The 26,271-nt window shown below is 64.8% G+C and carries 24 protein-coding genes; 12 read left to right on the top strand and 12 right to left on the bottom strand.

What is annotated here, in order from left to right; genetic code table 11:
- The first annotated feature begins 309 nt into the window (after positions 1–309).
- The 4 genes from GDN70_RS04760 (at position 310) to GDN70_RS04745 (ending at position 6,518) form a co-directional block, all read left to right on the top strand.
- A complete protein-coding gene (locus GDN70_RS04760) occupies positions 310–3,177 on the top strand; it encodes a PAS-domain containing protein (protein ID WP_152102215.1) in 2,868 nt (955 codons plus the stop codon).
- A gap of 208 nt (positions 3,178–3,385) precedes the next feature.
- A complete protein-coding gene (locus tag GDN70_RS04755) occupies positions 3,386–4,363 on the top strand; it encodes a tripartite tricarboxylate transporter substrate binding protein (RefSeq protein WP_028139647.1) in 978 nt (325 codons plus the stop codon).
- 156 nt (positions 4,364–4,519) lie between these two features.
- The gene (locus tag GDN70_RS04750) at positions 4,520–5,005 is read left to right on the top strand and encodes a tripartite tricarboxylate transporter TctB family protein (protein ID WP_028139646.1); all 486 of its coding nucleotides are present in this window, start codon (positions 4,520–4,522) and stop codon (positions 5,003–5,005) included.
- A 4-nt stretch (positions 5,006–5,009) separates the two neighbouring features.
- Positions 5,010–6,518, top strand: a complete 1,509-nt coding sequence (locus GDN70_RS04745) for a tripartite tricarboxylate transporter permease (protein ID WP_028139645.1) — start codon at positions 5,010–5,012, stop codon at positions 6,516–6,518.
- Positions 6,519–6,622: 104 nt separating this feature from the next.
- Here the strand turns inward: GDN70_RS04745 and GDN70_RS04740 are convergent, their stop codons facing one another.
- Positions 6,623–8,317 carry a bifunctional diguanylate cyclase/phosphodiesterase gene (locus GDN70_RS04740; protein WP_028139644.1) on the bottom strand — a complete coding sequence of 565 codons (1,695 nt, stop codon included), beginning with the start codon at positions 8,315–8,317 and terminating at the stop codon, positions 6,623–6,625.
- 222 nt (positions 8,318–8,539) lie between these two features.
- On the opposite strand from GDN70_RS04740, the gene GDN70_RS04735 reads away from it, so the two are divergent.
- On the top strand, positions 8,540–8,800 hold the full coding sequence (locus GDN70_RS04735) for a hypothetical protein (RefSeq protein ID WP_028139643.1): 261 nt from the start codon (positions 8,540–8,542) through the stop codon (positions 8,798–8,800).
- Positions 8,801–8,806: 6 nt separating this feature from the next.
- On the opposite strand, the gene GDN70_RS04730 is transcribed toward GDN70_RS04735, so the two are convergent.
- The 3 genes from GDN70_RS04730 to mtgA all read right to left on the bottom strand — a co-directional run bounded on the left by GDN70_RS04730 (position 8,807) and on the right by mtgA (position 10,629).
- Positions 8,807–9,460 carry a hypothetical protein gene (locus tag GDN70_RS04730; protein WP_173015752.1) on the bottom strand — a complete coding sequence of 218 codons (654 nt, stop codon included), beginning with the start codon at positions 9,458–9,460 and terminating at the stop codon, positions 8,807–8,809.
- Between the two features lie 143 nt (positions 9,461–9,603).
- Positions 9,604–9,786, bottom strand: coding sequence for a 50S ribosomal protein L32 (rpmF, locus tag GDN70_RS04725; RefSeq protein ID WP_007598106.1), 183 nt, complete (start codon positions 9,784–9,786; stop codon positions 9,604–9,606).
- Positions 9,787–9,954: 168 nt separating this feature from the next.
- Positions 9,955–10,629: a monofunctional biosynthetic peptidoglycan transglycosylase gene (gene mtgA / locus GDN70_RS04720; RefSeq protein WP_152102213.1), complete on the bottom strand. Its 675-nt coding sequence runs from the start codon at positions 10,627–10,629 to the stop codon at positions 9,955–9,957.
- A 161-nt stretch (positions 10,630–10,790) separates the two neighbouring features.
- On the opposite strand from mtgA, the gene GDN70_RS04715 reads away from it, so the two are divergent.
- A complete protein-coding gene (locus tag GDN70_RS04715; RefSeq protein WP_152102212.1) occupies positions 10,791–11,714 on the top strand; it encodes a polyprenyl synthetase family protein in 924 nt (307 codons plus the stop codon).
- A gap of 9 nt (positions 11,715–11,723) precedes the next feature.
- The gene (locus GDN70_RS04710) at positions 11,724–12,416 is read left to right on the top strand and encodes a DUF1345 domain-containing protein (RefSeq protein ID WP_038949507.1); all 693 of its coding nucleotides are present in this window, start codon (positions 11,724–11,726) and stop codon (positions 12,414–12,416) included.
- Positions 12,417–12,460: 44 nt separating this feature from the next.
- Here GDN70_RS04710 and GDN70_RS04705 read toward each other — a convergent pair whose 3' ends face one another.
- A complete protein-coding gene (locus GDN70_RS04705) occupies positions 12,461–14,275 on the bottom strand; it encodes a caspase family protein (protein ID WP_152102211.1) in 1,815 nt (604 codons plus the stop codon).
- Positions 14,276–14,458: 183 nt separating this feature from the next.
- A complete protein-coding gene (locus tag GDN70_RS04700; protein ID WP_038949505.1) occupies positions 14,459–14,887 on the bottom strand; it encodes a GFA family protein in 429 nt (142 codons plus the stop codon).
- A 95-nt stretch (positions 14,888–14,982) separates the two neighbouring features.
- On the opposite strand from GDN70_RS04700, the gene GDN70_RS04695 reads away from it, so the two are divergent.
- The 3 genes from GDN70_RS04695 to GDN70_RS04680 all read left to right on the top strand — a co-directional run bounded on the left by GDN70_RS04695 (position 14,983) and on the right by GDN70_RS04680 (position 18,102).
- Positions 14,983–15,357, top strand: coding sequence for a nuclear transport factor 2 family protein (locus tag GDN70_RS04695; protein ID WP_038949504.1), 375 nt, complete (start codon positions 14,983–14,985; stop codon positions 15,355–15,357).
- A 218-nt stretch (positions 15,358–15,575) separates the two neighbouring features.
- Positions 15,576–16,460, top strand: coding sequence for a class A beta-lactamase (gene bla, locus GDN70_RS04685; RefSeq protein WP_038949503.1), 885 nt, complete (start codon positions 15,576–15,578; stop codon positions 16,458–16,460).
- A 34-nt stretch (positions 16,461–16,494) separates the two neighbouring features.
- Entirely contained in the window at positions 16,495–18,102 is a 1,608-nt protein-coding gene (locus GDN70_RS04680) for a Na+/H+ antiporter (RefSeq protein WP_028139634.1), read from the top strand.
- Positions 18,103–18,207: 105 nt separating this feature from the next.
- Here the strand turns inward: GDN70_RS04680 and GDN70_RS04675 are convergent, their stop codons facing one another.
- The 6 genes from GDN70_RS04675 to GDN70_RS04650 form a co-directional block, all read right to left on the bottom strand.
- A complete protein-coding gene (locus GDN70_RS04675) occupies positions 18,208–19,023 on the bottom strand; it encodes an N-acetylmuramoyl-L-alanine amidase (protein WP_173015751.1) in 816 nt (271 codons plus the stop codon).
- Positions 19,024–19,026: 3 nt separating this feature from the next.
- A complete protein-coding gene (locus tag GDN70_RS04670) occupies positions 19,027–20,364 on the bottom strand; it encodes a Rieske 2Fe-2S domain-containing protein (protein WP_152102210.1) in 1,338 nt (445 codons plus the stop codon).
- Between the two features lie 183 nt (positions 20,365–20,547).
- A complete protein-coding gene (locus tag GDN70_RS04665; RefSeq protein WP_152102209.1) occupies positions 20,548–21,444 on the bottom strand; it encodes a TauD/TfdA family dioxygenase in 897 nt (298 codons plus the stop codon).
- Positions 21,445–21,687: 243 nt separating this feature from the next.
- Positions 21,688–22,971, bottom strand: coding sequence for a flavodoxin-dependent (E)-4-hydroxy-3-methylbut-2-enyl-diphosphate synthase (ispG, locus tag GDN70_RS04660; protein ID WP_028139631.1), 1,284 nt, complete (start codon positions 22,969–22,971; stop codon positions 21,688–21,690).
- A 12-nt stretch (positions 22,972–22,983) separates the two neighbouring features.
- Positions 22,984–23,937 (bottom strand): DMT family transporter, encoded by a 954-nt coding sequence (locus tag GDN70_RS04655; RefSeq protein ID WP_152102208.1) that lies wholly within the window; start codon positions 23,935–23,937, stop codon positions 22,984–22,986.
- Between the two features lie 35 nt (positions 23,938–23,972).
- Positions 23,973–24,467 carry a Fur family transcriptional regulator gene (locus tag GDN70_RS04650; protein ID WP_028139629.1) on the bottom strand — a complete coding sequence of 165 codons (495 nt, stop codon included), beginning with the start codon at positions 24,465–24,467 and terminating at the stop codon, positions 23,973–23,975.
- 156 nt (positions 24,468–24,623) lie between these two features.
- On the opposite strand from GDN70_RS04650, the gene GDN70_RS04645 reads away from it, so the two are divergent.
- Positions 24,624–25,106: a MarR family winged helix-turn-helix transcriptional regulator gene (locus GDN70_RS04645; RefSeq protein ID WP_095424928.1), complete on the top strand. Its 483-nt coding sequence runs from the start codon at positions 24,624–24,626 to the stop codon at positions 25,104–25,106.
- Positions 25,099–26,262 carry an HlyD family secretion protein gene (locus GDN70_RS04640; RefSeq protein ID WP_152102207.1) on the top strand — a complete coding sequence of 388 codons (1,164 nt, stop codon included), beginning with the start codon at positions 25,099–25,101 and terminating at the stop codon, positions 26,260–26,262. Before GDN70_RS04645 ends, GDN70_RS04640 begins: the two co-directional genes overlap by 8 nt.
- Positions 26,263–26,271 lie beyond the last annotated feature (9 nt).

Raw genomic sequence — 26,271 nt, 5'->3', positions numbered from 1 at the left:
CGCAGGGACCCATACCGCGTGATCTGTCCCTAAGCCGCAATGCTGGTACCACGGGAAGGCCCCTTCACTTCCAATCTCCGTCAAACCTTTCTTGTGGTTATGGGTCCCTGCTTTCGCAGGGACGACACTTCATTTGACGCTCCCTCCCGGCCAACTCTCGCGCGCACCTCCGCATTTCCGACGCGCTCTCCCTCGCCAGTCATCCTCCGTAAACTACTGCGCTTAAGGGAATTTTCCGGCCTCTTCGCTACCCTCGATGGCTGAATTAGGTTGCGTTAAGTCTAGTGCCCGCCGAGACCCCGCCAACCCATGATTTCGACCCGCGATAACGAGCTTGGTGCACGCCGCGAGCAAGGCCCGGAGGCCCTGGTCGCGCTGAGCCAGCTTGCGCTCGACCACATGGAACAGGGTGTCTGCGTCTACGATGCCGACAACCGGATCGTGCTCGTCAACCAGCGCTATTTGAGCCTGTTCAACATGTCGGCCGAGATCGTGCGGATCGGCACGAGCTATCGCGACGTGCTCGCTCACAGCGCCTCGCTCGGCAACTTTCCGGTGAGCGAGATCGAGACGCTCTACACCAGGCGCGTGGAGCAGATCGCGGGGGGAAAGCCGTTCCGGACCGAGCAGCAGCTTGCGACCGGCCTCGTCATGTCGCTCGAGCTGAAGCCGCTTCCCGGCGGCGGCTGGATGACGATCTGCGACGATGTCACCCGCCTCGCCCGGCTCGAGGCGGAATTGCGCGTGCAGACGGAGCGCAGCCAGCACGCTCTCTCCAACATGTCCCACGGCCTCATCATGTACGATGCCGACAGCCGTGTCGTCGTCTGCAACGAACGCTTCCTGAACCTCTACAATCTCGACCCCGAGATCGTGAAGCCAGGGGTCCCGCATAGCACGGTGATCGACCATTGGATGTCACGCGGCAATTTGCCGGGCATGGCGGCCGACGATTTCCAGAACTCCAGGTTGGAGGACGTGCGGGCCAGAAAGGCGAAATCCCTGCTGGTGATGCGCCATGACGGACGCATGGTGCAGGCGGTCTCGCGCTTCCTGCCCGACGGCGGCTGGGTGACCGTGCATGAGGACGTCACGGAGCGGCTGCAATACGAGGAAACGCTGCGGCAGCAGAACTTCATCCTCGACGCGGCGCTGGAAAATATGGCGCATGGGCTCGCCTTCTACGACAGCGACATGCGCCTCCGCGTCTGCAACACCACCTACCGCAAGATCTACCTGCTGTCGCCGCAAGAGACCAGGCCCGGCACGCATCTCGCCGAGTTGATCGAGCGCTCGATGGCGAACGGCGCGTTCTCTTCCGAATACAGCCCGCAACAGCTGCTGGAAGCCGCCAGTGCGAGGATCGCCAATCACGACGCCTCTCCGATGCGCCGACGGATGTCGAACAACACCGTGATTTCGGTCAGGTACTGCGCTCTGGCCCAGGGCGGCTTCGTCGCCACTTATGAGGACATCACCGAACGCGAGCACGCGATCGAGGAGCTGAGCGAGCAGTATCGCCGCTTCGACGCGGCGCTGAACAACATGAGCCAGGGCCTGTGCATGCTCGATGCGAGCCTGCGCGTCATCGTGTGCAATCGCCGCTACATCGAGATGTACGGCCTGTCGCCTGATGTCGTGAAGCCCGGCGTCTCGATGCGCGAGATCATGGAGCATAGCTGCGAGCTCGGTATCCATCAGAACACCACAGCCGCGCGGCTCTATGCCGATTACGTCGAGCGGCTACGCGAGGGCGAGCATACGCTGCACCGTCATTTGAGCGACGGCCGCATCATCAAGCTCAATCACAAGCGGATGGAGCATGGCGGCTGGGTCGTCACCTACGAGGACGTCACCGAGCGCCACAAGGCCCAGGCGCGCGTCGCGCACATGGCGCGGCACGATTCGTTGACCGACCTGCCCAACCGCATGCTGTTCCGCGAGAAGATGGGCGAGGGACTGAACCAGGTCGCGATCGCCGGCGGCGCCATGGCCGTGCTGTGCTTCGACCTCGACAATTTCAAGACCGTCAACGACCGCCTCGGCCACGCCGCCGGCGACCGGCTGTTGCGCTGGGTCGCGGCGCGGCTGAAGGAGAATGTCGGCGAGCACGATACCGTCGCCCGGCTCGGCGGCGACGAGTTCGCCGTGCTCCAGCGCGGACCGCAACCGCAATCGGCGGAAAAGCTGGCCCGGCGCCTGGTCGAGGTCATCGGTCATCCGCCGCCGCTGGAAAGCCAGTCGATCCATGTCGGCGTCTCCGTCGGCATCGCGATCGCGCCCGACCACGGGCTCGATGCCGACGAGCTGATGAAATGCGCCGATCTCGCGCTGTACCAGGCCAAGGCCAAGGGGCGTGGCGCCTATCAGCTGTTTGAGCCCGAGATGGAGGAAGAGGCGCGCAGTCGGCACGCGCTGGAGCACGATCTGCGCGGCGCGCTCGAGGCGCGTGAATTCCATCTGGTGTTCCAGCCGCAGGTGCGGCTGGATTCATCCGAGCTCACCGGGTTCGAGGCGCTGCTGCGCTGGAAACATCCCTCGCGCGGCTTCGTCTCGCCGGCCGAGTTCATTCCGATCGCTGAAGAGACCGGGCTGATCGTTCCGATCGGCGAATGGGTGCTGCGCAGCGCTTGTGCGACTGCCGCATCCTGGCCCGATGTCACCGTCGCGGTAAATCTGTCGCCGGTGCAGTTCCGCTCGCGTGGGTTGGTGGCGATGGTCACGAGCGCACTTGCCGAAGCCGGCCTGCCGCCGCAACGGCTCGAGCTCGAGGTCACCGAAACGGCGCTGCTCGACGACAGCGAGGCGACGATCGAGATCCTGCACCAGCTTCGCGCGCTAGGGGTGCGCGTCAGCCTCGACGATTTCGGCGTCGGCTATTCCTCGCTGAGCTATTTGCGCAAATTTCCATTCGACCGCATCAAGATCGATCGCTCCTTCGTCGGTACGCTCGGCGAAAGCCCGGAGAGCGTTGCCATCGTCCGCACCATCGCAAGCCTCGGCTCCGTGCTCGGCGTCGAGACGACCGCGGAGGGTGTGGAGACCGAGGAGCAACTCGACTTCGTCCGCGAATGCGGCTGCACCGCCGTGCAGGGCTATTATTTCGGCAGGCCGTGCCCGGCATCGGAGGTCGGCCGCGCCATAGAGACGCTGAGTTCGGTCCGGCGCGTGGCGTAGCGGCTTTCTGCTCCCTCAAATTCCGTCTCTCGGCACACGAAAAAACGACGAATTGTCGCACGTGCCGCCTCGACCGGGATTGCCGCACCGCCCGGCACCCGCGATCCGCGCAATGCGCTTTTCTTCTCCGTCGATTTCAGGAACAATCGCCTCGCAAGAACGAGAAACGGCGGCCCGCAAAGAGGCCGCCGCGAGGGGAGGAGTTTCAATGCCGCGATACGGGCTGAAGACGATCGCATTTGCCGCGATGCATGCTGTTATGGGCGCATTGCTCTCGACTGCCGCCAGCGCGCAGGACTATCCCAGCAAGCCGATCACGCTGATCGTGCCATGGCCGGCCGGCGGATCGACCGATATCTCCATGCGCGCCATCGCCGACAGCGCCTCGAAGGTGCTGGGGCAGCCGATCGTGATCGACAACAAGGCCGGCGGCGGCGGCACGGTGGGCCCGGCGACCATGGCGGCGGCCGCGAAGCCGGACGGCTACACCATCTCGCAGATTCCGATCACCGTGTTCCGCCTGCCCTTGATGCAGGAAGTGTCGTGGGATCCGGCAAAGGACTTCACCTACATCATCCATCTCACCGGCTACACCTTCGGCGTGACCACCAGCGCGGAGTCGCAGTTCAAGAGCTGGAAGGACGTCGTGGAGTTCGCCAAGGCGAATCCGGGCAAGGTGACCTATGCCACGCCGGGCGCCGGCACCTCGCTGCATATCGGCATGGAGCAGATCGCCGCGATGTCCGGCATCAAGTTGACGCAAGTCCCTTTCAAGGGCGGCGCGGAGACCAATGCCGCGGTGCTGGGGCAGCACACGATGCTTCAGGCGGACTCCACGGGATGGCGGCCGCTGGTCGACGCCGGCAAGTTGCGGCTGCTGATGGTGTGGACCGGCGCACGCTCGCCGAACTATCCCGACGCGCCGACGCTGAAGGAGCTCGGCTATCCCATGGTCTATGATTCCCCCTTCGGCATCGCCGGCCCGAAAGGCATGGATCCAAAGATCGTCGCCAAGCTGCACGATGCCTTCAAGAAGGCGGTCGAGGATCCGGCGGTCGTGGCTACGCTTGCCAAATACGACATGGTGCCGAACTACAAGAACACCGAGGACTACAAGAAGTTCGTGGTCGAGGTCACGGAGTCCGAGCGCAAGGTGATCGAGACCCTCGGGCTCGCGAAGAAGTAGGGCTGAGCCAGTTCCGTGTCCCGGACGCGGTGCAACGCTTCTTCAGCAGTGCATCGCAGAGCCGGAACCCACCTTTGCCACGGGCCTATGGGCCCCGGCTCTGCAGCGCACCGCTTCGCGCTGCGCAGCGTCCGGGGAACGGCCGAGAGAGCGCCGATGAACAGTCAAACCAACGTCAAACTCCGCCTCAGCAACTCCGAGCTCTGGGGCGGGCTGATCGGGCTTGGGCTCGGCGGCTTCGTGATCTGGTCCGGTATGAAGCTCAAGCTCGGCACCATCAACGACCCCGGCTCCGGCTACGTGCTGTTCTACACGGGCATCCTGATGTGCGTGTTCGCAGGCGCCATCATCGTCTCGGCGGTCACCGAGGGTGCACCGACATTGGCCTCGCGCTGGGAGAATGTGCGCTGGAGCAAGCCGCTCCTGTTGATTGGCTGTCTCGTGGCATTCTCCATTGCGCTGGAACCACTCGGCTTCCTGCTGTCGTCGATCCCGTTGGTGCTGCTGCTGTTGCGGCTGATTGATCCCGTTCGCTGGACGCTGGCGATCCCGATCGCCGTGCTGGTGCCATCAGGCATGTGGTGGGTGCTCAAGCGGCTGCTGTTGATCCAGCTGCCCTCGGGCCTGTTCGGGATCGGCTGACCCTATGGATACGATTGTCAACGTCGCCCATGGCTTCGGCGTCGCGCTGCTGCCGGTCAACCTGCTCTACTGCTTCATCGGTGTCTTCATCGGCACGCTGGTCGGCGTGCTGCCGGGCATCGGGCCGATCTCGGCGATGTCGCTCCTGCTGCCCGTGACGCTGTCGGGCACGCCGGAATCCGGCATCATCATGATGGCTGGCATCTATTACGGCTCGATGTATGGCGGCTCGACCACCTCGATCCTGGTCAACATCCCCGGCGAAGCAGCTTCCGTCGTCACCTGCATCGACGGCCACCAGATGGCGAAGCAGGGACGCGCTGGCCCTGCGCTCGGCATTTCCGCCTTCGGCTCCTTCATTGCCGGCACATTCGCGCTGATCGCCTTGATGCTGGTCGCGCCGAAGCTTGCCAGCGTCGCCATCGCGTTCGGCCCGGCCGAATATTTCAGCCTGATGGTGCTCGGCCTCGTGGTGCTCACCTTCCTCACCCAGGGTTCGATGCCGAAGGCATTGCTGATGGCGTGCATCGGCGTCGTGCTCGGACTGATCGGGCTCGACAGCATCACGGCACAGCCGCGTCTGACCTTCGGCCGCATGGAGCTGATCGACGGCATCGGGCTCGTGCCTGTCGTGATGGGCCTGTTCGGCGTTGCCGAGGTACTGCTCAACACCGAGCAGGCGATCAAGCGCGACATCATCAACACCAGGATCACCCATCTGCTGCCCACCAGGGAGGACTGGAAGGCGAGTGCAGGTCCGGTCGGCCGCGGCACCATCCTCGGCTTCTTCCTCGGCATCCTGCCGGGCGGCGGCGCGGTCGTGGCGTCCTTTGCCTCCTACGCGCTGGAGAAGCGGCTATCGAAGACGCCCGAGCGTTTCGGCCATGGCGCGATCGAAGGCGTCGCCGGGCCGGAATCGGCGAACAACGCCGCGGCGGGCGGCGCCTTCATTCCGCTGATGACGCTCGGCATTCCGCCGAATGTGGTGATGGCGCTGCTGCTCGGCGCGTTCGTCATTCACGGCCTGCAGCCGGGTCCGCTGCTGATCACGCAGAACCCGGGCCTGTTCTGGGGCATCGTCGCCAGCATGTATATCGGCAACGTCATGCTGCTGATCCTGAACCTGCCGATGATCGGCATGTGGGTGCAACTGCTCAAGCTGCCCTACAACATCCTGTTCCCCCTGATCATCCTGTTCACGATCCTGGGCGTCTACTGCTCCAGCAACAACGTGTTCGACGTCTATGTGATGATCGCGTTCGGCATCATCGGCTATTTCATGCGCAAGCTCGGCTACGAGCCGGCACCGCTGGTGCTGGCCTTCGTGCTGGGGCCGATGATGGAGAACAATCTGCGCAAGTCGCTGATCCTGTCGCAGGGCGACCTCTGGACCTTCGTGCAGCGGCCGATCTCGGGGGTGTGTCTCGTGTTTGCCCTGGTGCTGCTGATCGCGCCACTATTGCCGTCGCTGCGCAAGAAGCGCGAGCTGGTGGCGCTGGATGAGGGGGCGTGACCTTTCGTAGGGTGGGAAAAGCGAAGCGTGCCCACCATTCGCGCCGAATTGTTGGAGAGATGGTGGGCACGGCGCAAGTGCGCCTTTGCCCACCCTACGAGATCTCAGCTCGCTGCAGGCAGCGCGTTATCCGGCGGGGCGCCCCACGGGCGTTCCGCTGATGCCAGCCCGATCAACCTGCCCTGGATGTAGTCGCAGCCCCAGTCGCGCAGCATGTTGGCGGCCTCCTCGTCCTGCACCCATTCGGCCACCGTCTTGATGTCGAGGCGGCGGGCGAGATCGATCAGGGTCTGCACGAAGGCGCGATCGTCGGCGGAATGGGTGATGTTCTGCACGAACGCGCCGTCGATCTTGACGATATCCACGCCGAGCTTGCGCAAGTTTCGGAATGAGGTGTAGCCGGCGCCGAAATCGTCGATTGCGATGCGGCTGCCGAAATGCTTGAGGCGGCCAACGAAGGCACGGACGTCATCGATGTCCTGGATCGCGACCGTCTCGGTGATCTCGACGATCAGCCGCTCGGCAACGCCGGGATGGGCCTGCATCAGCGATTCGATTCCCGCCCACCAGTCCGGATCCATGGTCGTATCCGGCGAGATGTTGAGGCTGAGGCAGATGTCGGGCGCGGCGGCGAGCTCGGCCACCACGAGCTCGAGCACGCGGTGATCGACCAGGCGGATCAGGCCGAGCCGTTCGGCGACCGGCACAATGTCGGGCGCGAGCAGCACCTGGCCGTCGCCCTGGTCCATCCGCACCAGGCATTCATGGAAAGCGCGCTCGCGCGAGCCGGCCGACACCACCGGCTCATAGGCGAGCTTGATGCGGCGCTCGTTCAGTGCGGTGACGATTTCGTCGGTGACGCGGATGTTGACGCGGCGCTGCGCATCGCGTGTGGCATCCGGACGCCATACCGCGAACGAGCCGACGCGGCGGCGCTTGGCGGCATCCAGCGTCTCATGGGCGCGGTTGACGGCCTCGTCGGTGTTGCGGGCATAGCGCGGTACGCTGACCGCGCCGATCGAGGCGGTGACCGAGACCGGACCGGATTTGGTCGGCACCACCTCGTCGCGGATGCCGGCAAGGAAACGCTCGGCGGCGACATTCATGTCGTCGACGGTGCAGTTCTTCAGGATCAGGCCGAACTTGTTGCCGGAAAAGCGGCCGAGCACGTCGCCGCCGCGCAGGCGGGAGCGGATGCGCTTGGCGACGTCGAGGATCACGGCGTCGGCGACGTCGAAGCCGAAGGCGTCGTTGACGCGGGCGAGATGGTCGATGCCGACCAGCATGAAGGCCGCGGTCGAGCGGAAGCGGGTCGTCTCCTCGATCGCCTCGGCCAGCGCGGCAATCAGATGAGAGCGGTTGAGCTCGCCGGTCAGCGGATCGAGCCGGGCCAGCTTGGTCAGCTCCTCGTCGCGGGCGTGGCGCTCATTGTTGATTCGGACCGAGCCGATCGCGCGCACCGGGCGGCCGTCGGGGCCGGCGAACCAGCGGCCGGTCTCCTCGATCCAGATCACGGGATCGGCGGCGCTCATGCGCACGCCGTACTCGACCCGGTAGGGCGTGCCGTCGGCACCATGCACGGCGTAGGCTTGTGCCAGCGCCGCGGTCCGCAGCGATGGCGCGGGCTCGATCAGCTTGGCGAATTCGGCGCCCGTCGCCAGCCGCTCGGCGGGAATGCCGGGAAAGACGCTGGCGACCTGGTCACCCCAGACGATCGCATCACTGCCGATGTCCCAGGCAAACACGGCCTGGCCGAGGGCGGCCAGGATGTCGGAGGCTTGCGGTAATGCGGGGATCAAAATCGCCTCGTTTCGGGACAGGGGAAAGTCCTGAGCTGACACAGGATAGAGCCAGATTCGTCCCCAACCCTAGGCAAAGTTGATAAACAATTTGGAAACCACGTTTCTACACGCCGGGGGAACCAAACCGGCCCGTCCGGCATAGGCCTTGCGAGTACTGACACGCACCCGGCGCCAGCGTCCCGAAACGCGACAGGCTCTGCCGGATCAACGGTGATAGCGATGTTGAGTACCGATCGAACGGACGCGGCGGATAACGGCACGGGCACGGCCCTGGTGCCGCTACTGCCGGTTTTGCAATGGGTCCACAAGACGCCGTTGCCGCGTCCCGATCCGAGCTTCGTCGCCCAGCTGATCGCCAATGCCGAACATCTGCCCCAGGCAAGCAGGCTGCGCCGCGCCTCTTCCGAAGATGCGCAGACGGCCTATGGCAGCAAGCGCCCGCTGCAAAGCGTCAGCGCGCGCACGCGGCAGGTGGCTTGAGATCGATCAGCGCGGCGGCGTGTCGGGGGACGGAGACGTGCCGTCGCCCGGCTGCAAATGCGGCGAGGGGACTTCCGGCGATGGCGTGCTCTGCACCGGCTTCGGTGCGGGAGGATCCATCAACACGGATTCGGCGACCGACTGTGCCGAGGGCGCGGGCGGTGCCGCCGGTGCTGCGATCGGCGCGGTCACCGGCTCGAACTTGGGCTCGGCCGCGGCATCCCCCGCCGGAGCTTCCACCTGGCGCTTGGCCTTGCGTGGCGCCGGCACCGTTGTCTCGGCGACATAGGTGACGCGGCGGCGCGTGCGCTGGGCAATGCCGCCGAGGAAATCGGCCATCGCGAGCAGCACCAGCAGGAAATAGGTCGAGTTGCCGAATTTGGGCCACATCACGAATTCGGCAGCGGCCGCACCGAACAGGATCAGTGACAGCAGATGATCCATCAGGAATTTCGAGCCGGGCCGCGCGCCCTTAATAACTTCGAGCAGCAGCAGCACGATACCGAGCGCCAGCATCACGTCGGCGAGCGTGACCGGCCAGGTCTCGCCTGACACCATCGGCACCTTGAACAGCACATCCGTGAAGGACACGGTCGGCATCAGGAAGGCGATGATGTTGTAGACCGCGAGCGGAATCAGAAGCAGCGGGAAACCGACCATCGGCGAAATGCCTTCTCGATCAAGATATCCAGACAGGACAATGCGGCGGCGAAGCATTAGCTCCGCCGCCGCCACTGTCATAGCTCATGGGTTGGCCGAAATCAGGCAGGCCCAATTATCCTGCCTGGAGAAAGGTCCTTAACTCAGGACTCTTTCTTCTTCAGGACCTGACGGCCCTTGTACATGCCGGTCTTGAGGTCGAGATGATGCGGACGACGCAGCTCGCCGGAGTCCTTGTCTTCCACATAGGTCGGCTTCTTGATGGCGTCTGCCGAGCGGCGCATGCCACGGCGCGACGGCGAGGTTTTTCTTCTCGGAACGGCCATTTCAATATCCTCTAGGGATTGGTGTTATCAGGGCATCGTCCGCGAGGGACGGCTCAGCACCCGCAATCCGAGGCGAGCTGAATGCCGATCAAGGCCGCGCTTATAGAGGAAGGCTGGCCGCAAAGCTAGGCTCTTGGGCCGGAAAATACGCCCGGAAAGGGCCCAAAATCAACGATTTTCCCGCCAGCAGGTCGCAAGCGAAGAGGCCTGCGCCCTTGCCACATAGGTCCCGGCCAGCCGCCGGACGCCCGGACCGGGGGTTTTAGCGCTGCGTTTGACCGGATTCGGCAGGATCGAGGCCAGAAGGGCCGCCTCGCGGGGGGAGAGGCCGGCCGCCGATTTGCCGAAGGCATAGGCGCTGGCCGCCCCCACCCCGAACTGGCCCTGCGGGCCGAGTTCGGCGATGTTGAGGTAAATCTCCAGGATCCGCGGCTTGGGCAGGACGAGATCGATCCAGAGCGCCAGCGGGAATTCGAGCGCCTTGCGGACGAAATCCCGGCCCTGCCAGAGGAACAAATTCTTCGCGACCTGCTGGGTGATCGTGGAGGCGCCCCGGAACGGCGTACCATCCTCCTGCGCGTCGTCGATTGCCTCGCGCAGCGCGCCCCAATCGATGCCGTGATGCTTGCAGAAATGGGCATCCTCGGCTGCAACCACCGATCGCGGCAGCGAGGGCGACATCGCCGCCAGATCGATCCATTCCCGCTGCATCGGCGCGCCGCGAAGCGAGCGCCACGCCATCAGCGTCGAAACCGGATGGCCGGTGCGGTAGAACGGCGCGATCACATAGGGCGCGAGAATGACGACCGCGAGCGCTACCAGCAGGATTTTGACGATGCGCAAATCGACCTTTCCGGCACGGAACGAAACGCGGCCACGGCTCTCCCCATTAAGTCTGTGATAATCCGGGCCTTTTCCAGCACTTTTTAGGCCTTCCAAACGATTGACTGGGGCGGGCGCATAAAGGATTGTCCCGCCGAATTTTAGTTCTGGAGCCCTTCTTGATGACCGGCACGTCCCCGTCCGATTTCGCCAAGCGTCTGGACAAGACCGCTGATGACACCCAGGCCCTGCTCGGGCGCCTGTTGTCGGACGACATCCTGCACGATGAGATCGCCCGGCCCAAGCGACTGATGGACGCAATGCGCTATTCGAGCCTGAACGGCGGCAAGCGTCTGCGCCCGTTCCTGGTGGTCGAGAGCGCGGCTGTGTTCGGTATTCCCCGTGAAGCCGCGTTGCTCGTCGGCGCCGCGCTCGAATGCATCCACTGCTATTCGCTGATCCACGACGATCTGCCGGCGATGGACAATTCCGACCTGCGCCGCGGCCGCCCGACCCTGCACAAGAAGACCGATGATGCGACCGCGATCCTCGCCGGCGACGGTCTGTTGACGCTCGCCTTTGACATCGTCACCCGCGACGAGATCCATCGCGACGCCAACGTGCGGCTGCTGCTGACGCGCGCGCTGGCGCGCTGCGCCGGCATCGGCGGCATGGTCGGCGGCCAGATCCTCGACCTCGCCGGCGAAGGCCGCTTTGGCGGCAACGAGCCGATCGATGTCGCCCGCATTCAGCAGATGAAGACCGGCGCGCTCTTGCGTTACGGCTGCATCGCCGGCGCGATCCTCGGCCAGGCCTCGCAGAAAGAATATCAGGCGCTCGACGATTACGGCCGCGCGCTCGGCGAAGCCTTCCAGATCGCCGACGATCTGCTCGACGTCGAAGGCGATGCGGCGGCCCTCGGCAAGCCGGCCGGCGCCGACGCCGCACTCGGCAAGACCACCTTCGTCACCCAGCTCGGCATCGAAGGCGCCAAGCAGCGCGTGCGCGACCTGCTCGCGCGGGCCGACAGCGCGGTCTCGATCTTCGGCGATCGCGCCGCCGTGCTGCAGGCCGCTGCGCGCTTCGTCGCCGAGCGGAAGAGCTGACACGCATCGATGGCGGCCGAGGGCAAAGAAGACCCCGTCCTCGCCCGCTTCCGCCAGATGTCGCGGCCGATGCGGCTGCTCTATGCGCGGCCGCGGACATTCATCGCGCTCGCGGCTGGCGTCCTGGTCTGTCTGCTCTTGCCGGGCTCACACCGGCTGGTGACACGGCTCCTGTTCGGCTGGGATGCGCTGATCGCGGTCTATCTCGTGCTGGTCTACGCAATGATGCTTTGCAACGACCACCAGCACATCCGGCGCGCCGCCGCGATGCAGGACGACGGCCGTTTCGTGATCCTGCTGGTGACGGCGATCGGCGCCTTCGCCAGCATCGCCGCGATCGTCTCGGAGCTCGGCACATCGCATCGGGGCGTATTGGAGCTGACCATCGCCATCAGCACCATCGCGCTGTCATGGGCCGCCGTGCACACGACCTTCGCGCTGCATTACGCGCATGATTATTATCGGAACGCCAAGCCGGGCGGCCTTCAGTTTCCGAGCGGCGACAAGGAAGACCACGCCGACTACTGGGACTTCGTCTATTTCTCGTTCGTGATCGGCATGACCGCGCAGGTCTCCGACGTTGGCATCACCGACAAGACGATCCGCCGCACGGCCGCGGCGCACGGGATCGTGTCGTTCATCTACAACACGGCCTTGCTGGCACTGACGGTCAACATCGCGGCGAGCGCGATTGCGACCTGACGTCGTCCCGGCCTTTCGGGACGACGATCTGGATCATGCACACCCTAACGACACACTTCGGCATTGGCATCGTTGCCGGGACCGCCGCCGCCGCGATATTCGAGGTGGCAACCGCGGCTGACCGGACGGCAGCCGGTGCTATTGCAGATGACTTGCCCGCCACCTGCGGCGCGACCGGCGCCGGCAGCGGCAGCAATGCCGGCCGCGGCACCATAGCCGCCCGCCGCGCCGCCGGCCTGAGGACGCTGCCGGGCGGGACGTTCATCACCGTCGTCGCGCTTCGCCGTTGCAGGCTTGGCCGGCTTGGCGGCGCGCTTCTTCTCGCACTCATTGTCGTCGTTGACCGCATAGCCCTCACGGCAGACGATCTTCGTGCACTTGTCGCCATCGGCCTTGAAGCCGTGGTCGCAGACCACCGGGCAGACGCGTGACGGCTTGGCCTTGACCGCATCCAGTGCATCCGTGCTCGCCACCTTCACGTCGAGCTTGGTGCCGGCATAGCGGTTGAACTGCGACAGCGAGCGCTGCGAGGACGTGCTCCAATTGCCGTCGGCAGTGCCCGAGAAGCAGCCGACGCGGCCGAGCTCGGTCTGCACCGAACGGCTGAGATCGGCCGGCGCGGTCGCCGGTGTCAGGGAGGCAACGTTGGTGCCGGCGGGGCTCGCCGTGCTGGCCGGCGCCGCGCTCGGGGCCGCAGCGGCGAGATTGACGCGCTGCTGCTCGGCGGCAGCTGCCTGCTGCTGCGCCTGCTCCTTGGCCTTCTGCGCGGCGAGCTGCGCCTGCTCGGCGGCCTTCGCATCGGCCGCGGCCTTGGCCTGTGCATCCTTCTGCGCGCCAAGCGCGGCGAGACGATCACGTTCCGCCTCGGCCTGTTTCGCCTTCTCGGTGGCAGCCGCATGGGCCTGCTCGGCACCAATCTTCTCGACCTGAAGCTTGGCGAGGCTGGCATAGAAGCCATCGGGATGCTGGGCGAGGAAGGCGGCCCACGCCGCCTTGTTACCGACCTGGAGCGCGAGCTCGTAATCGCGGCGGATGTCGGCCTGCGGGTTCGGTGCAGGCGCAACTGTTGCTGCGGCCGTCACCTTGACCGGAACCAGCGGCACGTCCTCACCACCGAGCGAGCCGTAGACGAACGGCTCCTGTTTGTTACCGGTCGACTTGAGCACGTCGTCGCGCACGAAGCCGAAGGCGCGGCGGACGTCGAGGCCCGGCGTCGTCAGATGCTTCGACAGCGCGACCGTAAAGGGACTGTTGGCCCCGTCGCCGTCCTGGGCGGTGAAGCCGGCCTTCGCCGAATAGGCGATCAGCGTGTTGGGGCTGGTCGGCTCGACCTGGGCAAGCCCCCGGCCGATACCGCGCGCGGCCACCGTGCGCTTCATGGTCTTGCCGAACGGATTGTCGCGGCAGGCATCCAGGATCACCAGCCGAAGCTGTTTTGCCGGTTCGACGGCGACCAGGACGCGGTCGAGCGAGAGCGCCTCGTCGTAGACGTCGGTGTCGCGCTCGAGCTTGGCGTCGACGGGGATCAGATAATTCGAGCCCTCGACCTCGATGCCGTGGCCGGCATAGTAAACCACGGCGATGTCGGCATTGCGGGTCGCATCGGCAAAATCGCGCAGCACGCGCCGCGTATCGAGGGCCGATAGATCGTGCCGGAAATCGACGCTGTTGAAACCGGCCTCCTTCAGCGTCTTCGCCATCACCGCACCGTCATTGACGGGATTGGTGAGCGACGGCGCGTGCTGATAGGCCGAATTGGCAATCACCAGCGCGACGCGATTGCCGGCAAAAGCGGGGGCCGTGCCGGACAGCAGCACGGCGGCGAGGAGAAGCGGGCAGAGTCTGAGCAGGTTGCGCATGACACGACTTCCGAAGTTCGGGACGTTTCGGTCCCCCTTGGGACCGCTTTAGCAGGATCCGGTGCCGGCGCTTGTGATGGAGGTCACCAAGGCCGGGCCGGCGACAGCCCCAAGGACCCCCTTTGTTTGTCGCGCCAGCGCGGTCGGGGTTCGCTGCCAAACCGGCGGGCAGACCGAACTCCCCTAGCCATCGCCAATATGCCCCCGATATTGCGGCAGATTGTCCGTAATCTCGTGCCAAGGCGCCTTGGAGGCTACGAAAATGTGGGCGCTTGGCCGGATCGAGGGGGCATCAACGAGGGTTCCCATGGCGACATGGACCCATTGTCCTTCCCGTACCCGGGAATAAAGCAGCGAGCCGCATCGCCCACAATGGGCGTCATGGGTAGTGTCGTCGCCGAAAATCATCCGCTGATCCCCTCCCCGGACAATGCGGAGCTTGTCCTGCGCGATGCCGGCGAACGGCTTGAAGGCGGAGCCGGTGGTGCGACGGCAGTTCGAGCAGTGGCAGTTCATCGCATAGGAGAACGCATCGGCCACCTCAAAGCGCACGGCGCGGCAGTAGCATTCGCCGATCAGCATACGAGCGTTCGAAGTTTCTGATCCGGTCATTCCAACACCCTCGCGCGATTAGCGAGAGACACCCATAGCGCATTTCGAAGTGTACGACTAAGTTCCGCCCAAGCCATCATGCAAAAGGATGACCCATGAGCCAGAACCGTTCGAGTATCGAAGCCGTCGTGCAATCCTATTTCGACGGGCTTTACGAGGGTGACGCCGAGAAGCTCGGCACCATTTTCCATCCCTCCGCTGACTTGCGCTGGGTCGAGAAGGGCGAGCTTCAGGTCCTGACCGTGCCCGACTGGCTCGACCGCGTCCGCAAGCGCGCCTCCGCCAAGGCCGAAGGCAAGCCGCGCGAGGATTTCATCGTCACGATCGACCGTTCGGACGACAAGACCGCCTTCATCAAGGTCCGTTGCCAGCTGCCTCCGCGCTTCTTCACCGATTATCTGGTGGCGATGAAGCTCGCCGACGGCTGGCAGATCGTGTCGAAGTCGTATCGGTATGACCTGAGGGAATGAGGAGGGCCTGACGTTCCGCTGCCTGAATTCGGACGCGCTCGCCCTCCATTCTGCATCATTGCAAGCATAACTCTCGCCGCGTCATTGCGAGGAGCTCTTGCGACGAAGCAATCCAGAATCTCTCCGCGGAGGGATTCTGGATTGCTTCGCTGCGCTTGCAATGACGGCGCGGATGAAGCGTGCGTAATCTCTTCCATCTCTTCTCCCGAAAGCTCCCCATGCATCTCGATCGTCGTTCCCTGCTCGCCTCGCTGTGCTGGATCGCCGCCTCTCCCGCGTTGGCCGCTGAGGCCCTGCCTGAGCTCGAAACCTATGAGCGCGACAGCGGTGGACGGATCGGGGTCTATGCAGAGAACCTTGCGACCGGAAAAAAACTCGCATGGCGCGCCGACGAGCGCTTCGTCATGTGCTCGACCTTCAAGGCCTCGCTTGCGGCTTGCGTGCTGGCCCGGGTCGACCGCGGCGAGGAGCAGCTTGCGGCCATGATCGCTTACGGCAAGCCTGACCTCTTGGACTACGCGCCGGCCGCCAAACAGAATCTTGCGGCCGGCGCGATGTCGGTCAGCGACATGTGCAAGGCGATCGTCGAGCTCAGCGACAATACCTGCGCAAATCTGCTGCTGGCGCGGATCGGCGGCCCCGCCACCCTCACCGCCTTCTGGCGATCGCTCGGCGATACCACCTCCCGGCTCGACCACAACGAACCCGAGCTCAACCGCTCGCCGCCGGGCGATCCCCACGACACCACGACGCCGGCAGCGATGGCGGGAAATTTGCGGCGCCTGGTGGTGGGCGAGGCGCTGTCGCCGGCCTCGCGTGCCCTGCTCACCGACTGGATGGTGAACTGCAAGACCGGCGCGAACCGGTTGCGCGGCGGCCTGCCCGCGGGCTGGACCATCGGCGACAAGACCGGCAACAACGGCAAGGACGCCTCGGGCGATATCGCGGTGGTCTGGCCCAAGTTCGACAATAAGCCCGGGACGCCGATCCTGATCGCGGCCTATACCCAGGGCGGCACACCGAATGCGGCGCAGATCGAAGCCGCCTTTGCACGCATCGGGCGGATGGTGGCCGAGCGGCTCGGCGTAAGCCACGCGCATTGACGTTGCAGCCGCTTCCGGGTCAAGACAGACCATCATGGAAGCGAAGTTTCAGACCTTTCTCATCCTGCTCGCCGTACTGGCAGGCGTGGCGCTGGCCGCACGCCGCTTCAACGTCGCCCCCGCCATCCTGCTGATGCTGGCCGGCGTCGGCCTCGCCTTCGTGCCGGGCATGCCCCCGGTGGAATTGCCGCCGGAATTGGTGCTGCTGATGGTGCTGCCGCCGCTGATCTACTCGGCGAGCGTTGCCATGAGTTGGCGTGAGTTCAAGAACAATTTGCGTCCCATCGTGCTGCTCGCGGTCGGAGCCGTGATCTTCACCGCAGCGATGGTGGCGGCCGCCACGCACTATATGATCGGCCTGCCCTGGACCATCGGCTTCCTGCTCGGCGCCATCGTCGCGCCGCCCGACGTGGTGGCGCCGCTCGCGATCGCGCGCCGGCTCAACATGCCGCGGCGGCTCCTGGTCATCCTCGAGGGTGAGGGGCTTGCCAATGATGCCACAGCGCTGATCCTCTACCGCTTCGCGCTGGCCGCCATCATGGTCGGGCATTTCTCGCTGCCGCTCGCCGCCGGCGAATTCCTCCTCATCGTCGCCAGCGAGATCGCCTTCGGCATCGGCGTCGGCTGGCTCTCCCTTCGCTTCCGCAAATGGTCCGGGGATCCGCAGGTCGAGCTGACTCTGTCGCTGATCACCCCCTACGTGTCGTACTGGCTGCCCGAGCATATCGGCGGCTCCGGGGTGATCGCGACGGTGGCCTGCGGCCTCTATGTGAGCTGGAACGGCCCGCTGCTGATCTCGTCGGCAACGCGCCTGCAGGGCATCTTCTTCTGGGACCTCGTGATCTACCTGATCGAGGGCGTGCTGTTCCTGCTCACCGGATTCCAGATGCGCGCGCTCTACGAGAAATCGAAGGCGTTCCCGCTCGACGACATCCTGATCGCAACCGCCGTGGTCCTGGTGATCGTCGTGGTCGCGCGCTTCGCCTGGCTCTATCCCGCAACCTATCTGCCGCGGATGCTCAGCAGATCGTTGCGCGAGCGCGATCCGTCGCCGCCCTGGCAATGGCCGTTCGTGCTCGCCTTCACCGGCGTGCGCGGCGCGGTGTCGCTGGCGGCCGCGCTGGCACTGCCGTTCACGCTGCCTGATGGCGATGCATTTCCGTATCGCGACCTGATCCTGTTCGTGGCCTTCGGCGTCATCTTCGTCACACTGATCGGCGTCGGGCTGACGCTGCCACCAGTAGTGCGGTGGCTCGGCGTCGCCGAGGCCGGCCGTAACGAGCATGCCGCCGAGCACGAGGCCGAGATCGCCGCGCGCCGCCAGGCGCTGGATGCAGCACTGAAATCGCTCGACGCGCTGACCGAGCAGAAGGACGTTTCCGACGAGGTCATGCGGCTGCTGCGCGCCCGCCACGACATCCGTGTCAACCAGTTGCCTGATTCACTCGATCCCACCCACCACGACGTCTCCGCCGCCGGCACCGCGCTGACCCGCGACCTGATCGCCGCCGAACGAAAATTCATCCACGATCTCCTGCGCGACGGCCAGATCACCGACGAGACGCGGCGGCGGATCGAGCGCGATCTGGATCTGGAGGAAGCCAGCCTGGCGAACCGGGAGTATCGGCGGACGCCGCTGTAGGCGCGGCCAGTCATTGCGAGGAGCCGTTGCGACGAAGCAATCCAGACTGCCTCCACGGAAAGACTCTGGATTGCTTCGCTGCGCTCGCAATGACGGCGGGAGCAACTACCGCCTCGCGCAAAACTCCACTATGGCCGACGCCACGGCCGCCGCAATCGTCTCATGCCGCTCGGGTGCGTTCATCGCCATTTCCTCGTCGCGGTTGATGATGGAGCCGGCCTCGAGCAGCACTGCGGCACTGCTGGTCCGCGAGAGGACGACGAGCCCGTCATAGCGGTAGACGCCGAAATCCTTGTCGAGCAACTGGCGCCGGTAACGGCCCATCAGCGGCAAAGTGTATTGGCTGGCATAGTGCAGGCCTTGCTCCTTCAACTGTCTGCCGATCATCCGGGCCAGCACCAGGCTGGTGGCGAAGTGCGAATTCTGCTGCGACACGAACAGCGAGTGGCCCGAAAAGCGATCGCTGAAATAGCTCTTCGCGCCATCGAATTCCCAGGTCTCGAGCAGCTTGTCCGGCACCGAATCGTGATGGATCGACAGGAAGAGATCGGCGCGCGACCGATTGGCGCTGCCGACACGTTTGAACAGGCTGGGCCGAGCCTTGCCGTCCGTGACGAGCAGGCGTGTTGCGGCAAAGCCTTCGGACTTGAGTTTCGCCGTGATGAGTCTTGCGAGACGGAAGTTGAAGCCGAACTCCGGATCGTTGCGCGCGCTCAGTGCGCCGTAGGAGTCCGGCGTATGCCCGACATCCACGACGATCCGGAATTTCGGCATCTCACATTTGGCTGGCGCGGGCGAAGGCCTGGGCCTCGCTTTCGCGACCTTTCGGGCCGGGGCGGCCAGACCCGCATCGATCGATGGAAGCAATAGCGCGACCAGCGACACCAGGAGAATTGCGACGATGTCCCGCCCTGACGACAAATCCTACTCCGCTGCCGCGATGCGTGGCCGGCCGACGAAGCCCGCGACATCGCCGAATCGTTCGAGCATGACCGCGGGCAGATCCTTCGACTTGCTGGTGACGCAGGCGCCCGAGCGCACCGCATAGCGATCCTGATGCGCCGCCTGCGGCGGGGCCTCGCCCTGCTGCAGCGCCCGCGCCAGATCCATCACGGTCTTGCGAAAATGCATGATGCCGAGATCGGTCGGCCCGAGATGCTCGCGGGTGCGGTCGGCGATCGGCCCTTGGCTGTCCTGCACGGCAGCGTCCTGCTCGGAGACACCCTTGATGCCGGTGTAGCTCCGGGTCTTCTGGAGCTTGCGGTCGATCAGATAGTCGTTCCCCTTATGGCGCAGCGGCACGTAATTGTCGTCGACCTCCGCGATCACGCCGTTGCCGCGGTCGTAGGCGTCGCGCTCTGCTTGCGTCATGGGGCGCTCCGGATTCCAGGCATAGGTGTAGATCCAGCAATTGGTGTCGGTGACAGGCACGAAGGTCTGGCCAAAAATGCTCTCGCCCGGCATCGCGCTCGGCGCGTAGGCGTGGAACGGCATCAGGAATTGCGCGATGCGCCAGTAGATGCTGTCGCCGCCGGTGAGCCGGCCACCGGCAATGGTCAGTCCGGCCTCGTGCGGGCTGATCTTGATCACCGGACGCGGGTCTTCCGCGATCCAGCGCATGTGATCGCTCGCCATTCGCGCGATCGGATTCACAAAGTGCTTCTTGATGTCCAGGATCTCGTTCTCCTCCTTGTCGAAGGAGAGATGGGCAAAGGTGAAATGCGCGGTGTCGATCGAGCCTTCCAGCGCCTGCACCCAGTTGCAGTCCTGCCATTTCTTGCTGACGTAGCGGTGCGAGGCCGGCAGCAGCGCCATTTCGAGATCAGGCAATTCGGGTGTGGCCTCGAGCGGCCCCATATAGGCCCAGACCATCTCGCCCCATTCACGCACCGGATAGGATTTGATGCGGATCAGGTCCTTGGCGTTGAGGTCGGGGTAGGAGGTCGGCATGTCCAGGCAGCGGCCGTCGGTGTCGAATTTCCAGCCGTGATAGACGCAGCGGATGCCGCACTCTTCGTTGCGCCCGAGCCAGAGATTGGCGCCGCGATGCGGGCAATATTGGTCGATGACACCGACGACGCCGCGCGTGTCGCGGAAGGCGAGCAGTTCCTCGCCGAGGACGACGATCTTCTTCGGCTCGCCATCGGACTCGGGAAGCTCTTCTGAAAGCAAGACGGGAATCCAGAAGCGGCGCAGCAATTCGCCCATGCCCGTTCCGGGGCCGGCCTCGGTCAGGAATTTATTGTCCTCTGCGCGAAGCATGGAAGATCCTCCCGATTTGTTTTTTAGGAAGATTGGCGCGGACACGGGAGGACGTCAACGCAAGAACGGGCTCTCGTAGGGTGGGCAAAGGTGCGCTCTTCGCGCGCCGTGCCCACCATCCTGTCGCGTGTGCGGCGAGGTGGTGGGCACGCTTCGCTTTGCCCACCCTACGGCACCGTCTCCTTAAACCGGCCGCTCCCCCTTCACCGTCACCCGCGTACCCGAGCGCGTGTGGGGCCAATAGTCCCACATCGCGCGGTGCTGGGTGCAGCGGTTGTCCCAGAAGGCGATGGCGTTCTCGGTCCAGCGGAAGCGGCACTGGAACAGCGGGTTCTCGGCGTGCTGATAGAGATAGGCGAGCATCGCGTCGCTCTCGTCGCGCGGGATACCGTTGATGTGGCGGGTGAAGCCGCGGTTGACGTAAAGCGCCTTCTTGGCCGTGACGGGATGCGTCCGCACAATGGGATGCTCGGCGCTCGGATAGGACGGACGGTCGGCGACGCCATAGTTCGCATAGAGCCCGCGATAGATCGGCTCGCCGTCATGCAGCGCGGTGAGGCCATCGAGATAGGCCTTCATGCGGTCGGACAGCGCCTCATAGGCGGCGTACATGTTGGCGAACAAAGTGTCGCCGCCGCGCGGCGGGCACTGCTTGATGTAGAGGATCGAGCCCATCGGCGGTTCGAGATCGCAGGACACGTCGGAGTGCCAGCCCTCGCCGTTGGCGCGCGGCGAGTTCTTGTCGGCGTAGATCTTCATCAGCGCCGGGTCTTCGTCCTCATGCGGCGCGGCGGGATGGAAATGCAGCTCGCCGAACTTGCGGCCGAAGGCGAGATGCTGCTTCGGCGTGATTTGCTGGTCACGGAAGAAGATGACGAGGTTTTCGGCGAGCGCGCGGTGGATCTCGTCCATCTGCTGGTTGGAGCGCGCGTCGTCGGAGACGAGCCTGCCGATGTCCACGCCCGATATTTCCGCGCCGATGATGGGGGTGAGCTTTTCGACCGCGATGGTCTCATAGGGCGCGCCGTCATCGGCCGTGTGGCGATAGCGCGGGCCCTGCTTGCCGGCGAGTGAGCTCATGGCGTGTCTCCCGATCATTCTTGATTGGGAGCCATCGTAGCGCGCGGTGAGGGATGTGCAATCTGCACCGCACACTCAGTTCGTCGTCCCGGACAAGCGCAAGCGCAGATCCGGGACCCATAGCCACAGGGGGGGTTGACGCGAAATTGGTAACTCCGAGTCTTCGCCAAACCACTCTCTGTGGTTATGGGTCCCTGCTTTCGCAGGGACGACAGCGGAGTGTGGAGCGCTAGCGGAGTGAAATCACTCCGCCGCGGTCACCGGCACCTTGGCGCCCTGGCCGTAACGCTGCTCGATGTAGTCGATGACCAGCGCCTTGAAGTCGGCGGAGATGGTCGGCCCGCGCAGGGTGCGGAACTTCTTGCCGTCGACGAAAACCGGCGCGGCGGGCGCTTCGCCGGTGCCCGGCAGCGAGATGCCGATATTGGCGTGCTTGGATTCGCCGGGGCCGTTGACGATGCAGCCCATCACCGCGACGTTGAGTTCTTCGACGCCGGGATATTTCGTCTTCCAGGTCGGCATCTCGTCGCGGATGAAATCCTGGATCGAGCGCGCCAGTTCCTGGAACGTGGTCGAGGTGGTGCGGCCGCAGCCGGGGCACGCCGCGACCAGCGGCACGAAGGTGCGGAAGCCCATGGTCTGCAGCAGCTCCTGGCCGACCTGCACCTCGCGGGTGCGATCGCCGCCGGGCTCCGGCGTCAGCGAGATGCGGATGGTGTCGCCGATGCCCTGCTGCAAGAGGATGCCGAGCGCGGCCGAGGACGCCACGATGCCCTTCGAGCCCATGCCGGCTTCGGTGAGGCCGAGATGGATGGCATAATCGGAGCGGCTGGCGAGGTCCTGATAGACCGCGATCAGATCCTGCACCGCCGAGACCTTTGCGGAGAGGATGATGCGGTTCTTGGGCATGCCGAGCTCTTCGGCGCGCGCGGCCGAGAGCAGCGCGGACTGCACCATGGCTTCGCGCGTCACCGCGCGCACGTCGCGCGGATTGGCCGAGGCGGCGTTCTCGTCCATCAGCTTGGTCAGCAGCTCCTGATCGAGCGAGCCCCAATTGGCGCCGATGCGCACCGGCTTGCTGTTCTTGTTGGCGATCTCGATGATGTCGGCGAACTGGGTGTCGCGCTTGTCCTTGAAGCCGACATTGCCGGGATTGATGCGGTACTTGGCGAGCGCCTCGGCGCAGGCCGGATAGGCCGCGAGCAGCTTGTGGCCGATATAGTGGAAGTCGCCGATCAACGGCGTGGTGATGCCGCGCTTGGCGAGGCCGTCGCGAATGTGCGGCACGGCGGCCGCGGCTTCCTCCCGGTCCACGGTGATGCGGACCATTTCGGAGCCGGCGCGCGCGAGCGCCGCGACCTGGGCAATGGTACCGTCGATGTCGGCGGTGTCGGTGTTGGTCATCGACTGCACGACGATCGGCGCACCGCCGCCGACGGCGACGTCGCCGACCTTGACCTGGGTGGTGTGATGGCGCGGCGCTGGCCCCGCGATGTCGGAATCGATGGTGGTTTCGGGCTTGTTCATGGGGTCCAAATATCAGGTTTTGGTGACGTTCAGCAATGCATCGCGCGGCGCCGCAGCGCCTTGGCTGGGACGGTTAACCAGAAAAAGCCCAGCAATTACAAGGACGGCAGCCGCCCCGAACGCCAAGCTTAGCGTGTCGTGCATGATGAAATAGCTACCGACGACGCCAAACAAAGGGGTGATGAAGGTAAAAGCCGACAATTTGCTGGCCGAATAGGCCTTCACCAGCGCGAACCAAAGCGTGAACGTGGTTCCAACCACCCAGATCGCCTGAAAGGCCATCAGGCCGAGCGACAGCGGCGCCGGGGTATGCGTGATGGTCTCGCCGAACAGCCATGCCGCCAGTCCCAGGATCGGGATCGAGATCGCCACCTGATAACCCAGCGCCTTCTCGGGCGCGGCGAACCGCAACCTTGTGCCCTTGGCGACCAGTGTCGTCGCCGCCCACAGCGCGGCGCCACCGACGATCATAAGGTCGCCGAGCAGGACATGCGAATCGACATTGTGCTGCGGCACGCCAATCGCGAGGGCGACGCCGGCAAAGCTGATGGCGAGGCCCAGCCATTGCGAGGCGCCGAGCCGCTCGCCAAGCACCTGGTAGGAGCCGAGCGCAACGAAGAACGGCGCGGTGTAGAGGAAAACCACTGCGCGCGAGGCCGAGGTGAGGCGCAGCCCCTGGAAGATCAGCACGAATTCGATGCCGAACATCAGCCCGGCAATCAGGCCCGGCTTCCACGTGCCATCATTCTCGAAGAATTTGACGCCGCGAAGCGTGCCGATGAGGAACAGCACCGGCAGCGCGCCCGCCGAGCGGATCGTGGCCTGCAGCATCGGCGGAATGTCAGGCAGCACCAGCTTCACCGCGATCTGGTTGAACCCCCAGGTCAGGCACAGCATGAGCATCAGGGCGATGGCGCCGGCACTGAGGGGACGTGCGGCGGAATAGTTGGCTTGTGGCGAGGACATCTCTTCCCGATTACCGGCTTTGCGCCGTTGTTGCTCTATGCAGCTTTCTGACAATGGGTGCAGACGCCCGTGATCTCCACCACGGACAATTTAGGCGCAAAGCCCGAGCTGCGCGCCGCGGCATTGAGGTCCCCGGCGAAGGACGCCGACGGGATCTCGCCGACCAGGCCGCAGCGCTCGCAGATCAGGAACGCCACCGCCGAGGTCGCGTCGTGGTCGTGGGCGGCACAGGCAAGGTAGGCATTGCGGCTTTCAATGCGGTGCACGAGGCCGTTGGCCATCAGGAAATCGAGCGCGCGATAGACCGTGATCGGCGCCGGCCGCGACATCGATTTGGCAAGCTCGTCGATCACCTCATAGGCGCCGAGCGGGCGGTGGCTGGAGAGCAAGGCCCCCAGCACCTGACGGCGTATCGGCGTTAATTTCTGAGCGCGCTGCTTGCAGACCTCCTCGGCATGCGCCAGCGCATCCGCGGTGCAGCGGCCGTGATCGTGGTCAGGCGCGGGAAATGCCGGCTTTGCGAGGGTCATGCGGCCACGTTCTAGCATTTGAGCCCGGGAACCCAAAGCACGACCCTGCGACCGGCTGCCAGCCATGCTCGCGCTGCGGGACAGCATCCTGATAATCCGCCATGGAATAATCATAAGCTTGCTTATTATATCCCAAGCTTATTGGAGACCAAGCTTATGACCCGCGGGTCCGTCGACCAGAACTTCCTGTTCACGCTCGGTGAGCTCTATCGCCTCTTGCGCGTTTATGCCGACAAGGAGGCATCGCGGTTCGGCATCACCCGGGCGCAATGGGCGGTGCTGGCCAAGGTCGAGCGCAGCGAGGGCATGAAGCAGTCGGAACTCGCGGAGCTGCTCGAGATGCAGCCGATCACGCTGACCCGCCTGATCGACAAGCTCTGCGACAATGATTGGATCGAGCGCCGCAGCGACGCTTCGGACCGCCGCGTCAAGCGCCTGTATCTGAGGAAGGCCGGCCGGCAATTGCTGGGCCGGATGGGCGGGCTGAAGTCCGAGCTCACCGCCAACGCGCTCGACGGCATCACGCCGGCGGACGCCCATCGCCTCCTGGCTCAGCTCGAAACCATCAAGGAAAACGTGCGTACCGCGATCCAGACCAGCGGCGCGGAACAGGCGCGTAAGGAGCAGCGCTATGGCTGACCAAGTCCTCAAGTTCCAGCCCGAGCAGAAGACCGACGGCGGCAAGCCCACCAAGAAGGCCGGCACCGATCCGCGCCGCCGCCTGGTAGCCGGCCTGCGGCGTTACCGCCGCTTCCTGCTCCTGGTCGTGCTGCCTGTCATCGCCGCCATCGGCGGCATCACTTTCTACCTGCATGGCGGCCGCTATGTCGGCACCGACGATGCCTATGTCGGCGCGCAGAAGGTGCTGGTGACGCCCGACATCTCCGGCAAGATCCAGAAGGTCGTCGTGAAGGAAGGCCAGTCCGTCAAGCAGGGCGACGAGCTGTTCGAGATCGACCCCGCTCCGTTTCGCCACGCGGTGGACGAAGCCAAGGCGCAGCTCGCGCAGGCCCGCACGACTTACGACAACCTCGTCGCCAACATCAAGATCTATGGCGACATGCTGGGCCTTGCCCAGCAAGGCATCGATTTGAAGCAGCGCGACGTCGAGCGCAAGCAGGCGCTGGTGAAGAACAATTACGGCTCGCAGCTCGATCTCGACAATGCCTCGAATGCGCTGGTCACCGCCGGCGCGCAGGCGCAATACATCAAGCAACAGCTCTCCAACGCCAAGACGCAGCTGCTCGGCGACCCCGAATTGCCGCTGGAGCAATTCCCATCCTACGCCCAGGCGAAGGCCAAGCTAGACGATGCCCAGCGGAACCTCGACCACACCGTGCTGCGCGCGCCGATGGACGGCGTGGCGACGCAGGTGGAGCAAATCCAGCTCGGCCGCTATGTCGCCGCCGGCACGCCGGTGTTTTCCATCATCGACGTCGCCCACCCCTGGGTCGACGCCAATCCGAAGGAGAGCGACCTCACCCACGTCACCGAAGGACAGCCCGTCACGCTCGAGGTCGACGCGTTCCCGAACCACGTCTTCAAGGGCAAGATCGGCTCGCTTTCGCCCGGCACCGGCGCGCAATTCGCGATCCTGCCGCCGCAGAACGCTACCGGCAATTTCGTCAAGGTGGTGCAGCGCGTGCCGATCCGCATCTATTTCGACGAGACCGACAAATATGTGCGGAAGCTGAAGGCCGGCATGAGCGTCTACGCCACCATCGACACCGGCCATCAGCGCTCGCTCGCCGGCCTGCTCGGCCTGTCGGCGACAGCGAGCCAGGATAAAGACTGAACGCAAGGA

This window comes from Bradyrhizobium sp. TM102 (assembly GCF_009176685.1).
GTDB classification, from domain to species: domain Bacteria; phylum Pseudomonadota; class Alphaproteobacteria; order Rhizobiales; family Xanthobacteraceae; genus Bradyrhizobium; species Bradyrhizobium ottawaense.
Note: the sequence above shows the minus strand (reverse complement) of the source record. Positions and strands in the feature narration are given on the sequence as shown.